At 62.4% G+C, this 13,144-nt stretch carries 13 protein-coding genes; 7 read left to right on the top strand and 6 right to left on the bottom strand.

Annotated features, from left to right (window positions below; genetic code table 11):
* On the top strand, positions 1-206 hold a 206-nt coding region (locus tag ACT8X9_RS10345; RefSeq protein WP_444268911.1), incomplete at its 5' end, for a hypothetical protein.
* Between the two features lie 206 nt (positions 207-412).
* Here ACT8X9_RS10345 and ACT8X9_RS10340 read toward each other — a convergent pair.
* Positions 413-700 carry a zinc-ribbon domain containing protein gene (locus ACT8X9_RS10340; protein WP_227621649.1) on the bottom strand — a complete coding sequence of 96 codons (288 nt, stop codon included), beginning with the start codon at positions 698-700 and terminating at the stop codon, positions 413-415.
* A gap of 307 nt (positions 701-1,007) precedes the next feature.
* Complete coding sequence (locus ACT8X9_RS10335) at positions 1,008-2,204, bottom strand: acetate/propionate family kinase (protein ID WP_227621651.1); 1,197 nt, start codon at positions 2,202-2,204, stop codon at positions 1,008-1,010.
* 226 nt (positions 2,205-2,430) lie between these two features.
* Here ACT8X9_RS10335 and ACT8X9_RS10330 point away from each other — a divergent pair, with 226 nt between their 5' ends.
* From ACT8X9_RS10330 to ACT8X9_RS10310, 5 genes are all read left to right on the top strand, one after another.
* On the top strand, positions 2,431-3,630 hold the full coding sequence (locus tag ACT8X9_RS10330) for a nucleotidyltransferase family protein (RefSeq protein ID WP_444268910.1): 1,200 nt from the start codon (positions 2,431-2,433) through the stop codon (positions 3,628-3,630).
* 123 nt (positions 3,631-3,753) lie between these two features.
* Positions 3,754-5,070: an NAD(P)-dependent oxidoreductase gene (locus ACT8X9_RS10325; RefSeq protein ID WP_444268909.1), complete on the top strand. Its 1,317-nt coding sequence runs from the start codon at positions 3,754-3,756 to the stop codon at positions 5,068-5,070.
* A gap of 252 nt (positions 5,071-5,322) precedes the next feature.
* Positions 5,323-6,873, top strand: coding sequence for a DUF1538 domain-containing protein (locus tag ACT8X9_RS10320; protein WP_444268908.1), 1,551 nt, complete (start codon positions 5,323-5,325; stop codon positions 6,871-6,873).
* Positions 6,874-6,885: 12 nt separating this feature from the next.
* Positions 6,886-7,560, top strand: coding sequence for a P-II family nitrogen regulator (locus ACT8X9_RS10315; RefSeq protein WP_227621656.1), 675 nt, complete (start codon positions 6,886-6,888; stop codon positions 7,558-7,560).
* Positions 7,561-7,678: 118 nt separating this feature from the next.
* A complete protein-coding gene (locus ACT8X9_RS10310) occupies positions 7,679-8,548 on the top strand; it encodes a YitT family protein (protein WP_444268907.1) in 870 nt (289 codons plus the stop codon).
* Between the two features lie 49 nt (positions 8,549-8,597).
* Here ACT8X9_RS10310 and ACT8X9_RS10305 read toward each other — a convergent pair whose 3' ends face one another.
* Positions 8,598-10,214 (bottom strand): phospholipase D-like domain-containing protein, encoded by a 1,617-nt coding sequence (locus tag ACT8X9_RS10305; protein ID WP_227621658.1) that lies wholly within the window; start codon positions 10,212-10,214, stop codon positions 8,598-8,600.
* Positions 10,211-10,837 (bottom strand): C39 family peptidase, encoded by a 627-nt coding sequence (locus ACT8X9_RS10300; protein ID WP_249233671.1) that lies wholly within the window; start codon positions 10,835-10,837, stop codon positions 10,211-10,213. The genes ACT8X9_RS10305 and ACT8X9_RS10300 overlap by 4 nt, the downstream gene beginning before the upstream one ends.
* Before the next feature lie 130 nt (positions 10,838-10,967).
* On the opposite strand from ACT8X9_RS10300, the gene udk reads away from it, so the two are divergent.
* On the top strand, positions 10,968-11,597 hold the full coding sequence (udk, locus tag ACT8X9_RS10295; protein ID WP_227621661.1) for a uridine kinase: 630 nt from the start codon (positions 10,968-10,970) through the stop codon (positions 11,595-11,597).
* 63 nt (positions 11,598-11,660) lie between these two features.
* On the opposite strand, the gene atpC is transcribed toward udk, so the two are convergent.
* Both atpC and atpD read right to left on the bottom strand, forming a co-directional pair.
* On the bottom strand, positions 11,661-12,062 hold the full coding sequence (gene atpC / locus ACT8X9_RS10290; protein WP_227621662.1) for an ATP synthase F1 subunit epsilon: 402 nt from the start codon (positions 12,060-12,062) through the stop codon (positions 11,661-11,663).
* Between the two features lie 3 nt (positions 12,063-12,065).
* Positions 12,066-13,144 (bottom strand): F0F1 ATP synthase subunit beta (atpD, locus tag ACT8X9_RS10285; protein WP_444268906.1); only part of this gene is annotated, 1,079 nt, incomplete at its 5' end.

Raw genomic sequence — 13,144 nt, 5'->3', positions numbered from 1 at the left:
TAGCCGCTTCGCTAAACGCATTTTTTTGTGCTTCTCCTATTTACGGCTCCGCCGAAGATTTCACGTCTCTGCTGGACGCTACCGTCAGCAGAGAGGTAACACCAGCTGCGAAGCAGCAAATCGGAGAAACGAGAAAAAAGCTTTTAGCGCAGCGGCCAGCTTTTTTCCGTTTCGACAACTCCTCCGGGATTATCAAGGGCGAGTAGCCCTTGATTCGTGCCTCCCGCGCCTCGAAAGTAGCGGGTGCTTTTCTGGTTCTCTTTTGGCACGCAAAAGAGAACTTAACCCCGCGTAACCGCGCTCTACCCCCGCGCCACAAGCGCGCACTGCCACCCCCTATCCCCAAAAGACAAAAGCCCCCGCACTGCGCACAGTGCGGGGGCCGTTAAGCTTCAGATTATAGAATCAGCGCTTAGTTCTGCTTCATGCGAGCGAAGCAGTCAGAGCAGTAGACCGGACGGTCCTCACGGGGCTGGAAGGGAACCTTGCAAGCCTTGCCGCAAGCTGCGCAGGTAGCGTCGAACATCTGACGCTCACCGCCGTTGCTGCGTGCGCCGCCGTTCTTGCGGGCATCACGGCAGGGCTTGCAGCGCTGGGGCTGGTTCTCAAAGCCACGGGATGCGTAGAACTCCTGCTCACCAGCAGTCCAAACAAACTCCTTGCCGCAGTCCTTGCAAACTAAAGTCTTGTCTTCGAACATAGTAGTATCTCCTCTTTGTTTAGTTCTTGCCCACGGAAGGATTGTAACCATACCTTTGGTTTTTAGGGACCATAGCGCTGATCGTAAGCTTACCAGGGGCTTGAATGAGTAAACGTCCTCGGACTGAGGACTCTCCTATTGTACCGTTCTTTTTTTGATTTGTCAACCAAAAAACACACCCTCGTCCCCTTTTTTGTGCATTCAGCATAATAAGACGGATTTTGCTCGTGCAAAACCACAAAAAGGCCGCACCACCCCTTTGCGGGAGCGGTGCGGCCTTCGCGCACTGTAATATTGCAGGCGGAAATTACTTCTCGATGACTTCCTTGGTGTCGCGGGCGATCATCAGCTCCTCGTCGGTGGCGATGACCAGAGTGCGGACCTTGGCGCCCCATGCGGTGATGTCGCAGACATCGCCCACGGGATGCTCGTTCTTTTCGGTATCGATGCGGATGCCCAGCCAATCCATGTGGTGGCAGACCTTTGCACGGGCGATCTCGTCGTGCTCGCCGATGCCGCCGGTGAAGACGATCGCGTCCACACCGCCCATAGCGGCGATGTAGCTGCCGACGACCTTCTTGATCTGGTAGTTCAGCATATCAGAAGCCAGCTGAGCGCGCTTGTTGCCGTGGAGAGCAGCCTCCTCGACGTCGCGCTTGTCGCTGGAAACACCGGAGATACCCAGCAGGCCGGACTTCTTGTTCAGGATCTCGTCCAGCTCGTGGCCGGTGATGTTCAGGGTGTACTTCAGGTAGTTGACCACAGAGGGGTCGAGGTCGCCGCAGCGGGTGCCCATCATCAGGCCGGCCAGCGGGGTCATGCCCATGGAAGTATCCACGACCTTGCCCTGATCGACAGCGGCGATGGAAGAGCCGTTGCCCAGATGGCAGGTGATGAGCTTCAGACGCTCGATCGGCTCCTCCAGATACTCAGCAGCCTTGTGCGCGACGTACTTGTGGCTGGTGCCGTGGAAGCCGTAGCGGCGGACGCCGTACTTCTCATAGTACTCGTAGGGGATGGCGTACATATAAGCCTTCGGGGGCATGGTGCTGTGGAAAGCGGTGTCGAAGACAGCGACCATCGGGACGTTGCCGAACACCTTGCGGGCTGCCTCGATGCCGAGGATGCCTGCGGGGTTGTGCAGAGGAGCCAGAGGGCTGAGCTCGCGGATGGTGTTGACGACCTCGTCGGTGATCAGGCAGCTTGCCTTGAACTTCTCGCCGCCGTGGACGACGCGGTGGCCGATGGCGCTGATCTCGCTGACATCGTCGATGCACTTGCCCTCGCCGGTGGTCATCTTCTTCACGACCTCAGCAAAAGCCTCGGTGTGGGTGGGGAAGATGGCGGGCGTGGTAGCCTTGTGGCCGTTGGCCTCATGGGTGATCATGCTGCTCTCCATGCCGATGCGCTCGCACAGACCCTTGCACAGCACCTTCTCACCGTCCATATCGATGAGCTGATATTTCAGGGAAGAAGAGCCACAGTTGATAACCAGAATTTTCATCTTCTTGTTTCCTCCAGATATGTTTTTGTCCGCCCCCGAAAGAGCAGAATTTTACAGATTCCTAGAATTATTATATAATAGGGTCAGCCGGTTTTCAAGCCGCAATGGCGGCAAAGCCTGCTACAATGTCTCCGGGCTTTTTGTACATCCTGCCCAGAATCCCGTTCTTCAGGCCCGTTTCTCCATGCAGTATGACAGATATTTCACAAACTTTTGAGGTCACGCCATGAAATTTGCCGGTATCATCGCCGAATACGACCCCTTCCACAACGGCCACGCGTGGCAGCTGGCTCAGGCAAAGCTGCTGGGCGCAGAGCACATCGCCGTCGCCATGAGCTGCTCTCTTGTGCAGCGGGGCGCGCTGCCCCTCCTGCCCGAGGCCGTCCGCACCCTGGCCGCGCTCACCTGCGGAGCCGACCTTGTGTTCGCCCTGCCTGCCCCCTGCGCCTGCGCGGGGGCGGAGGCCTTCGCCCGGGCGGGTGTAGCCCTGCTGTCCGCCGCTGGGTGCGATGGGCTGGTCTTCGGGGCCGAGACCCCCGACGCTGCCCTCCTGATGGAAGCCGCCGCCCTTCTGGACAGCGACGCCTACCGCGCCGCCCTCAAAGCCCAGCTCTCCGGCGGGGCGAAGAGCTTCGCCGCCGCACGGCAGGCCGCAGCGGCTCAGCTTGCTCCCGACGGACGGGTGGCCGCCCTCCTCGACAAGCCCAACAACAACCTCGCCGTCGAGTACTGCCGGGCCATCCGCTGTCTTGCGCCTCAGATGGAGGCCCATCCCCTGCCCCGGCAGGGCGCGGGCCATGGCGAGGCCCTCCACGCCGCCCACGGCTCCTTCGCCAGTGCCAGCGCCCTCCGCCGCCTCTGGGCTGAGGGGGGAGCAGAGGCCATCGCACCCTATGTGCCCGAGGCGGTCTTCCCCCTCTACCGGGAGGCTCACGCCGCCGGGCAGTACACCGACTTTTCCGCCGCCGGGCGGTGCGAGCTGGCCCTTCTCCGGTCCGCCTGCCGGGGCGAGACGCCCTTCGGGCAGGTACGCGGCATCTCCGAGGGGTTGGAGCACCGCTTGGAAGCCGCCGTCCGGGCCAGCACCACCTACGACGGCCTTCTGGACGCCCTCACCACCGTCCGCTATCCCCGGGCGCGGATGCGCCGCCTCGCCATGGACGCCGCGCTGGGCTACGCCGCCGACAGCTTCCCTTCTCTTCCGCCCTATCTCCATCTGCTGGGCGGGCGGAAGGACGCACTTCCTTTTTTAAAGGGCTGCTCCCTCCCCACCTCCCACTCGCTGGCCCGCCTGCGGGAGTCCGGCGAGGCCTGCGTCCGGATGGCCGAAGCCCAGCTTGCCGCCGCCGATTTCGGCGCGCTCTGCCGTGTCTCGCCCGAGGCGATGGGCAGCTTACTTCGTCAAAAAAATATCTTTTTGACGTAATGACAGAAATTTTTCTGCAAAATTTGTCATTTCGGCACTTGTATGCCGAGGCGGTTTCGGTGTATTATAGTAAAGAAACTTGGATACAACACACCGCCTGTACAACAGGCACAAGGAGGAACCATGGCACTTCACGTTCTGGACGAAGCCAACCGCTGCCTCGGCTGCAAAAAGCCGCTGTGCCAGCAGGGCTGCCCCATCCACACCAACATCCCCGAGGTCATCCGTCTGCTCAAGGACAATCATCTGGACGACGCCGGCAGGATGCTCTTCGAAAACAACCCCCTGACCACTGTGTGCAGCCTCGTGTGCAACCATGAGAACCAGTGCGAGGGCCACTGCGTCCGCAACCGGATGCCCAGCCACGACCCCGTCCACTTCTCCATCATCGAGGACTACATCTCCACCACCTACGCCAATAAGATGACCTCCGGCCCCGCCCCCAAGAACGGGATGAAGGCCGCTGTGGTCGGCTCGGGGCCTGCGGGCCTGACCGTCGCCGTCCTGCTGGCGCGCTGGGGCTATGACATCACCATCTTCGACGCCCGGGACAAGATCGGCGGCGTCATGCGGTACGGCATCCCCAACTACCGCCTGCCCGACAGCGTGCTGGACGATTTCCAGTACCGTCACCTCGAGCTGAAGGGCATCCATGTCCGCCCCAACACCGCCATCGGCAAGACCATCACCATTGACGACCTGTTCCGGGACGGCTACAAGAGCGTCTTCATCGGCGCGGGCCTCTGGAAGGCCAACGCCATGCACATCAAGGGCGAGACGCTGGGCAACGTGGCCTTCGGCATCGACTACCTCGCCAACTCCAAGGCCTTCCAGCTGGGCGATGACATCGCCGTCATCGGCGTGGGCAACTCCGCCATGGACTGTGCCCGCACCGCCATCCGCAACGGCGCACGCCACGTCACCTGCTACGCCCGCCGCGACGAGGAGTGCATCAGCGCCTCCGAGCACGAGGTACGGTACGCAAAACTCGAGGGCGTGGGCTTCCGCTTCTGCAAGGCCCCCGTCGAGATCCGGGAGAACGGCATCATCTGCCGCGACACCGTAAAAGGCGAGGACGGCAGATTCACGCAGGTGGAGGGCAGCGAGACCTTCTACCCCCATACCGGCGTGATCGTCTCGGTCAGTCAGGGTTCCGAAAGCACCCTCGTCAAGACCACCACCGGCATCGAGACCAACCAGCGCGGTCTGCTCACCGTCAACGAAGATGGCAGCACCACCCGTGAGGGCGTGTTCGCCGGCGGCGACGCCGTCATGGGCGCACGCACCGTCGTCGAAGCCGTCGCCATCGCCAAGAAGGTGGCCGAGTCGATGGACTCTTACATGAAGTCCCTGCCCGCCGACACCGCCCCCGACCCCTACGCCGACATCCCGGTGTTCTCCACCCCGACTTCCGACGTTCTGACGAAGCAGGGCATCTAACATTGTATATTGAAAAGGCTGTTTGCCATAAACCTCTCCGTCCCGCTTCGCTCAGCAAGGCCGGGCTTCGGCACGCCGCAGGCGTAACGGAGAGGTTGCCTGTCAAGCAGCCTTTTTTGTAACATTTATATGTCTTTGCCAATCTTAGCCATTCTCCTGTTGACGTACTTTTGTCTGTTTTTGTATACTTATAAAGGATACATTTCTCATTTTTGAACGCCCGGCGGCCCTGCTGCCGGGTGAGAAAGGCTGGTGGACACCATTATCAGATCATCCCTCCCCAAGCTCCGGGAAAAGCTGCTGGAGGCGCTTCAGGCCGTCCTGCCCATCGCGGCCATCGTGCTGATCCTTTGTTTCAGCATCGCCCCCGTTTCCCCGAGCATCCTGCTCTGCTTTCTGCTGGGTGCGGCCATGATCGTCGTCGGCATCATGTTCTTCACGCTGGGCGCAGAGATGAGCATGACGCCGATGGGCGAGCGGGTCGGTGCCATGCTCACCCGCAGCCAGAACATCTTCCTCATCATCGGGGCAGGCTTCCTGCTGGGCTTCCTCATCACCATCTCGGAACCGGATCTGCAGGTGCTTGCGAACCAAGTGCCCTCCATCCCCAACATGACCCTCATCCTCTCGGTGGCCGTGGGCGTGGGCCTCTTCCTCGTCATGGCCTTCCTGCGTATGCTGCTGAGCATCCCGCTGCCCCGGCTGCTGGTGTTCTTCTACGCAGCCATCTTTTTTCTGGCCGCCTTCGTACCGAAGGAGTTCCTTGCCGTAGCCTTTGACTCCGGCGGCGTCACTACGGGTCCCATGACCGTTCCCTTCATCATGGCTCTGGGCGTCGGTGTCTCGGCCATCCGTTCTGACCGCCACGCAGCGGACGACAGCTTCGGCCTTGTGGCCCTCTGCTCCGTCGGCCCCATCCTCGCCGTCCTCATCCTCGGCATCGTCTTCAACGCCAGCGAGAGCAGCTACATCCCGCCCGTCATCCCCGAAGTGGGTGACTCGGTGGAGCTGTGGCAGCTGTTCGGCGAGGGACTGCCCACCTATCTGCACGAGATCGCCCTCTCCCTGCTGCCCATCATCGTGATGTTCGGCATCTTCCAGCTGGTGGCGCTCCGCATCGACCGGCGGACGCTGGGCCGCATCGGGGTGGGCCTCGTCTACACTTACATCGGCCTCGTGCTCTTCCTCACCGGCGCGAACATCGGCTTCATGCCCGCCGGCAACTACCTCGGTCAGGTGCTGGGTGGCCAGAGCAGCCGCTGGCTCCTCATCCCCATCGGGATGCTCATCGGCTACTTCATCGTCCGGGCCGAGCCTGCGGTCTATGTCCTCAACAAGCAGGTGGAAGAAGTCACCGACGGTGCCATCTCCGCCGGGACCATGGGCGCGGCCCTCTCGGCAGGCGTCTCCCTCTCGGTGGGCCTTGCGATGGTGCGGGTGCTGACCGGCATCTCCATCCTCTGGTTCCTCATCCCGGGCTACCTCTTCGCCATCAGCATCTCTTTTGTGGTGCCGAAGCTCTACACTGCCATCGCCTTCGACGCCGGCGGCGTGGCCTCCGGCCCCATGACGGCCACCTTCCTGCTGCCGCTGGCGCAGGGGGCCTGCATCGCCGTGGGCGGCAACATCGTCACCGACGCGTTCGGCGTGGTGGCCATGGTCGCCATGACCCCCCTCATCACCGTCCAGCTCATGGGCCTTGTGGCCCAGCTCAAGACCCGCAAGGCCCGCAGCGCCCAGCCCCTGCTGGACACTGCCGCCCTGCTGGCTGACCTGCCGGACGACGCCATCATCGAGCTGTAAGGAGGTCTTGCCGTGAATACGCTCTACTGGCTGGTCACCATCACCGACCGCCCCACGACAGACGCCTTTTTAAAGCTTTATCAGAGCTTCGGCGTCAATGTCAGCCTGCGCACCGTGGGCGCAGGCACCGCCATTCAGGAGACGCTTTCCACCCTCGGGCTGGAAAAGACCGAAAAGGCCGTTCTTTTTGCCGTCATTACGGCGGACAGCTGGCCCCGCATCCAGAAAGCCCTGCGCCGTCAGATGCGCATCGATGTGCCGGGCACCGGCATCGCATTCATCGTCCCGGTGAGCAGCATCGGCGGCAAGCGCGCCCTGCTGTTCCTCACCGAGCACCAGACCCTTGAGCTGAAGGAGGAAAGCACCTTGAAAGATACCCGTTACGACCTGCTTCTCGTCATCGCCAATCAGGGCTACACCGGCTCCATCATGGACGCGGCCCGCGCCGCAGGGGCCGGCGGCGGCACCGTCATCCACGCCAAGGGCACCGGCATGGAGGGTGCGGCCAAGTTCATGGGCATCGACCTCGTGAACGAGAAGGAGCTGGTGCTCATCGTCGCCCGCACCAGCGAAAAGAACCAGATCATGAAGTCCATCATGGACGGGGCAGACAAGAAGGCCGGTGCCATCGTCTTCTCCCTGCCCGTCACCGACACCGCCGGTCTGCGTCTGCTGGACGAAGACTGAGCCAGTGGGGCTTTCATCTGTCGGATGAACAAAAATCCACGCCGCGGCAGGCCGCCGGGCGTGGATTTTTTTGCCGGTTTCCGGTATGATAGAAGAGATGATACGGGAGGCAAATGATATGATTCAGAATACGCACTGGAAACAGCTGGCCCGGACCTGGGCCTCCATCCTCTTCGGCAATGCGCTCTACTCGCTGGCGGTGGCCCTCTTCCTCGAGCCTGCGGGCCTCATCACCGGCGGTGCCACCGGCATCGCGCTGGCCATCGGGCGGCTGACGGGGCTGCCCGTCTCGGGGCTGCTGCTTTTCATCAACCTTGCTATGCTGGTCTGGGGCTGGGCGGTCCTTGGCCGGGCCTTTGCCCTCAACACTCTGGCCAGCAGCGTCCTCAGCCCGGCCTTTCTCGGCCTCTTTGAAGGGCTGCTGGCAGGCCGGGTGCTGACGGAGGACATCTTCCTCTGCACCGTTTTTTCGGGCCTCGGCATCGGCGTGGCGCTGGGCCTTGTCATCCGCTCCGGCGCATCCACCGGCGGTCTCGACATCCCGCCGCTGGTGCTCAACAAGTGGTTCAAGCTGCCGGTGTCGGCCACCATGCTGACCTTTGACATCGCGGTGCTGCTGATGCAGGCCGTGTTCAGCCCGGTGCAGCAGGTGCTCTACGGCGTCGTGATGGTGCTCATCCACACCATCGTCATGGACAAGATGCTGATGCTGGGTGCCAGCCGCACCGAAGTGAAGATCGTCAGCAGCCAGTCCGACGCCATCTGTGCCGCCATCCTCGCCCAGCTGGACCGCGGCGTGACCATCCTCCACGGCGAGGGCGGCTACACCCGCGAACCCAGCGCGGTGCTGCTGAGCATCGTGTCCAACCGGGAACTGCCCCGGCTGGAAAAGCTGGCCCACAGCATCGACCCCACCTGCTTCCTCATCGTGAGCCATGTCACCGAGGTCAGCGGCCGGGGCTTCTCGCTGGATAAGGATTATTTGTGATAAGAGAAACCTCTCCGTCAAAGCCAAAGGCTTTGACGGAGAGGTTTCTTTACAGCAGCGGCGCGATGACTTTGAGCAGCACACCCGCCAGATGGAGCAGGGTCTTGCCCTCCCAGATGCTCTCCCGGGTCGGCTCGACATCGCGGCAGAATTCCAGCGTTTTCTGGAAATCCTTCTCGATGGCGGGGATGCAGGCGGTGTCCTTCATCCAGACTGCATCCTCAAAATGGTGGTAGAGGCTGCGGTAGTCGAGGTTGATGGTGCCCACCACGGCCTCGCAGTCGTCCACTACAAAGACCTTCGCATGGACAAAGCCGGGCAGCCACTCGCTGATCCTGACCCCCGAGTCCAGCAGGGAGGCATAATGGGTCTTTGCCAGCGCGTAGGCGAACTTTTTATCCGGCACATGGGGCAGGATGAGGTGGACGTCTACGCCCCGCTCTGCCGCGAACTTGAGGGCCGTTTCCAGCTCGCCGTCGAGGATGAGGTAGGGCGTCATGATATGGATGTAGCGCTTGGCGCGGTTGAGCAGGTCGATGTAGACCATCTCGCCCACCCGCTCCCCGTCCAGCGGACAGTCGCCGTAGGGGGCGGCGAAGCCCTTTGCCGGGACCGAATAGGGCGGCGCAGAGAGGAATTTATCGAACTCCGACTCCCGGCGGATGCTCCACATCTCAAGGAAGAGGATGGTCAGCGTCCGGACGCCCTCCCCCTCCAGCATGACGGCGGCGTCCTTCCAGCAGCCATACTTCTCGATGTGGTTGATGTACTCATCGGCGAGGTTCACGCCGCCGGTGAAGCCCACCTTTCCGTCGATGACGAGGATCTTCCGGTGGTCGCGGTAGTTGTAATGGGTGGAGACGAAGGGCTGGACGGGCGCAAACACCCGGCACTGGATGCCCAGCTTTTCAAGGCGGCGGGGATAGTCCCGGGGCAGGGTCGAAAACTCGCAGGTGCCGTCGTACATGACCCGGACGTCCACGCCCTCGGCGGCTTTCCGGGCCAGCACCTCGAGGATCCTGCCCCACATGAGGCCCTCGTCAATGATGAAGTACTCGAGAAAGATGTATCGCTCTGCCTTTTCCAGCTGGCGCAGCAGCTCTGCGAACTTGGCTTCGCCGCCGGGGAAGTAGGTCACCTCCGTGTTCTGGTAGACCGGGAAGCCGCCGCCCCTGCCGTGGAGATACCGTGCCAGCGAGGCCGCGCCGGGGTCGGCCTCTTCCAGCGCCTCTGCTGCGGCGAGGGGCTGGGGCTGCAAGCCCCGGGCCTCCTCGGTGAGGCTGGCCGCCCGCTTCTGAAGGGCGTTGTGGCCAAAGTTGCTCTTGACGTAGAAAAACAGGGGCACGCCCACCACGGGCAGGATGGCGATGGTGACCATCCATGTGATCTTGGCGCTGTTGTCCATCCGGCTGTTGAGGATGTAGACCACCATGAAGACCGATACCGCAACGCTGCCGCCGAAGTAATGGGGCAGCAGGGTGCCGAACCACCGGAAGACGCCCCACAGCACCCCGACCTGCAGCAGCATCAGCAGCAGCACCAGCCCGAAGCGGCTGAAGATGGCGTGGACGATCCCCTTCTGGCCCTTTTTCAGGAGCCGGAGGCCGCCGTCCTCAAACTGCTGCATCCGGTCTTTCATGTTCTGCGAAAAGTTTTCCTTCTTCATGCTTCTCCTTTCGGGCGGAGGGTGACGGCAAACATCCCCTGCGCCGCGTGGCAGTCCTCCACCAGCTGCTTGGGCTGGGGGCAGACGCCGTGGTCGTGCCATGGGTCGTTGAACCAGTAATTTTCCTCGTCATAGCCCACCAGCAGCAGACAGTGTTCGTTGCACTTCCATGCAAAGTCGGTGCCGTCGGCCAGCAGCCAGTGGTCCCGCTTCTCGGGCACAGGCTGGAAGTCCAGTGTGGCCCAGAACACCACCGGCATCCCTGCGTCGAGGTAGCTGCACAGCTGGGCCGCCGTCTTGCCGCTCTCGTCCACGACCTCGAACCGGTCGGCTGCGCCCTCGTGCTCCAAGGCGCTGTTCAGCGCTTTCACGATGCAGGGCGCGTAGCAGCCGTAGCCGGTGTGGTCGTGGGGGTCTCCGGGGTAGACCTGCCACGGGTCGGGGCCGTAGAGCCTGCCGTCCTGCTCCCAGTAGGGGGCGTGGGGCAGGTCGCGGGCGATGAAGGTATCGGGGTCGATGCCGATGCCCACGGCCTGCAGCAGCATAACGCTGCTGATGCTCTCGCAGCCGTTGACCCAGCGCTCGGTCTGGTCGATGTACGGGGCAGGAACGATTTTTTTCATCAAAATGCCTCCCAGCAGGTGTTCGGCCCTGTCAAAACAGAGCGAAATGTGTTATTATGTAGGATAAGGATATTATACCCCACTTGGGGGATTTTTTCCACCACAATCGGCACGCGGAGGTTTTTGGAACATGAACAATCTCATCATCGGCATCGCAGGCGGCTCCGGCAGCGGCAAGACCACTCTGGCCTGTCGGCTCAAGGCGCTTTTCGGGGAGGACGAAGTGCGCCTCATCTCCCACGACAGCTACTACAAGCGCCACGACGAGCTGCCCTTTGAGGAGCGCTGCAAGCTGAACTATGACCACCCGGACGCCTTCGACAACGCCCTGCTCATCTACCACTTACAGGAGCTGAAGGCCGGCCGCGCCATCGACTGCCCGGTGTACGACTACGCCGACCACAACCGCAGCAACGAGGTGCAGCACATCGAGCCGGCCCCCGTCCTCATCGTGGAGGGCATCCTGCCCTTCGTGGAGCCGGAGCTGTGCGCCATGTTCGACTATAAGATCTTCGTGGACACCGACGCCGACGAGCGCATCCTGCGCCGTCTGGTGCGGGACGTCAAGGAGCGCGGCCGCTCCCTCGACAGCGTCATCCATCAGTATCTCACCACCGTCAAGCCCATGCACGAGGCTTTCGTCGAGCCGAGCAAGCGGAACGCGGACATCATCGTGCCCAACGGCGGCGAGAACACCACCGCCATCGAGATGTTGGCCCACCACATCCGCAGCCTCATCGAGAAAGCAAATATGCTCTGAGCTGCTCTACCGCAAAAAAAAACCGGGATCCCTGACGGGACCCCGGTTTTTTCGTTCCTGTGGTCAATTCTTGATGGAGGTACGCACCAGCGCACGCTTGAGGCGGGCCTGTGCCATCTCGTACTCGCGGCGGTCGAGGTCTTTGCGGGCCAGAAGCTCTTCGGCACGCTTTTTCGCCGCCTCGGCGCGGGCGTGGTCGATCTGCTCGGCCCACTCCCATGTGGTGGCCACCAGACGCACCTCCCCGTCCAGCACGGTGAGCATCCCGCCCATGCAGGCGGCACAGCGGCGCTGGCCGTCGGCATCGACGATGTGCGCCTCACCCATGCCCAGTGCGGTGCAGTAGTCGCCGTGCTTGGCCAGAATGGCGAGGTCGCCGTCGATGGCGCGGCAGACCACACGCTCGGCCTGCCCCTCAAAGGCGCAGCCGTCCGGTGTGACCACCGTCAGATGAAAGGTCGTCATGGTTTACCCCTTCTTCGCCTTAGCGAACACATCGTCGATGGTGCCCGCGAACAGGAAGGCGCTCTCGGGCAGGTCGTCGCACTCGCCGTTCAGGATCATGCGGAAGCCGCGCAGCGTCTCCTTCAGCGGGACGTACTGGCCGGGCATACCGGTAAACTGCTCTGCAACGTGGAAGCTCTGGCTCAGGAAGCGCTGCACCTTGCGGGCGCGGCTGACCGTGCGCTTGTCTTCCTCGCTCAGCTCGTCCATGCCCATGATGGCGATGATGTCCTGCAGCTCTTTGTAGCGCTGCAGCACCTTCTGGACGGCGCGGGCGATCTCATAATGCTCCTGACCCACGACCTCCGGGCTGAGGATGCGGCTGGTGGAGTCCAGCGGGTCCACAGCGGGGTAGATGCCCTGAGAGGCGATGTCGCGGCTCAGAACGGTGGTGGCATCCAGATGGGTGAAGGTGGTGGCAGGGGCCGGGTCGGTCAGGTCGTCGGCGGGGACGTAGACGGCCTGCACCGAGGTGATGGAACCCTTGCGGGTGGAGGTGATGCGCTCCTGCAGCGCGCCCATCTCGGTGGCCAGCGTGGGCTGGTAGCCGACGGCGGAGGGCATACGGCCCAGCAGAGCCGACACCTCAGAGCCAGCCTGCGTGAAGCGGAAGATGTTGTCGATGAAGAGCAGCACGTCCTGATTCTTGACATCGCGGAAGTACTCCGCCATGGTCAGGCCGGACAGTGCCACACGCATACGTGCTCCGGGAGGCTCGTTCATCTGGCCGTAGACCAGCGCCGTCTTGTTGATGACGCCGCTCTCGGTCATCTCGCCGTAAAGGTCGTTGCCCTCACGGGTGCGCTCGCCGACACCGGTGAACACCGAGTAGCCGTTGTGCTCGGTGGCGATGTTATAGATCAGCTCCTGAATGAGGACGGTCTTGCCGACACCGGCACCGCCGAACAGGCCGATCTTGCCGCCCTTGGCGTAGGGGCAGATGAGGTCAACGACCTTGATGCCGGTCTCGAGGATCTCGGTGGTGGACTGCTGCTCCTCATAGCTGGGAGCGGGGCGGTGGATGGGCCAGTAGGCCTCTGGGG

Source organism: Faecalibacterium sp. (assembly GCF_052358865.1).
GTDB classification, from domain to species: domain Bacteria; phylum Bacillota; class Clostridia; order Oscillospirales; family Ruminococcaceae; genus Faecalibacterium; species Faecalibacterium butyricigenerans.
The sequence above is the reverse complement of the archived record's forward strand: the minus strand, read 5'-3'. Positions and strand labels throughout refer to the sequence as shown.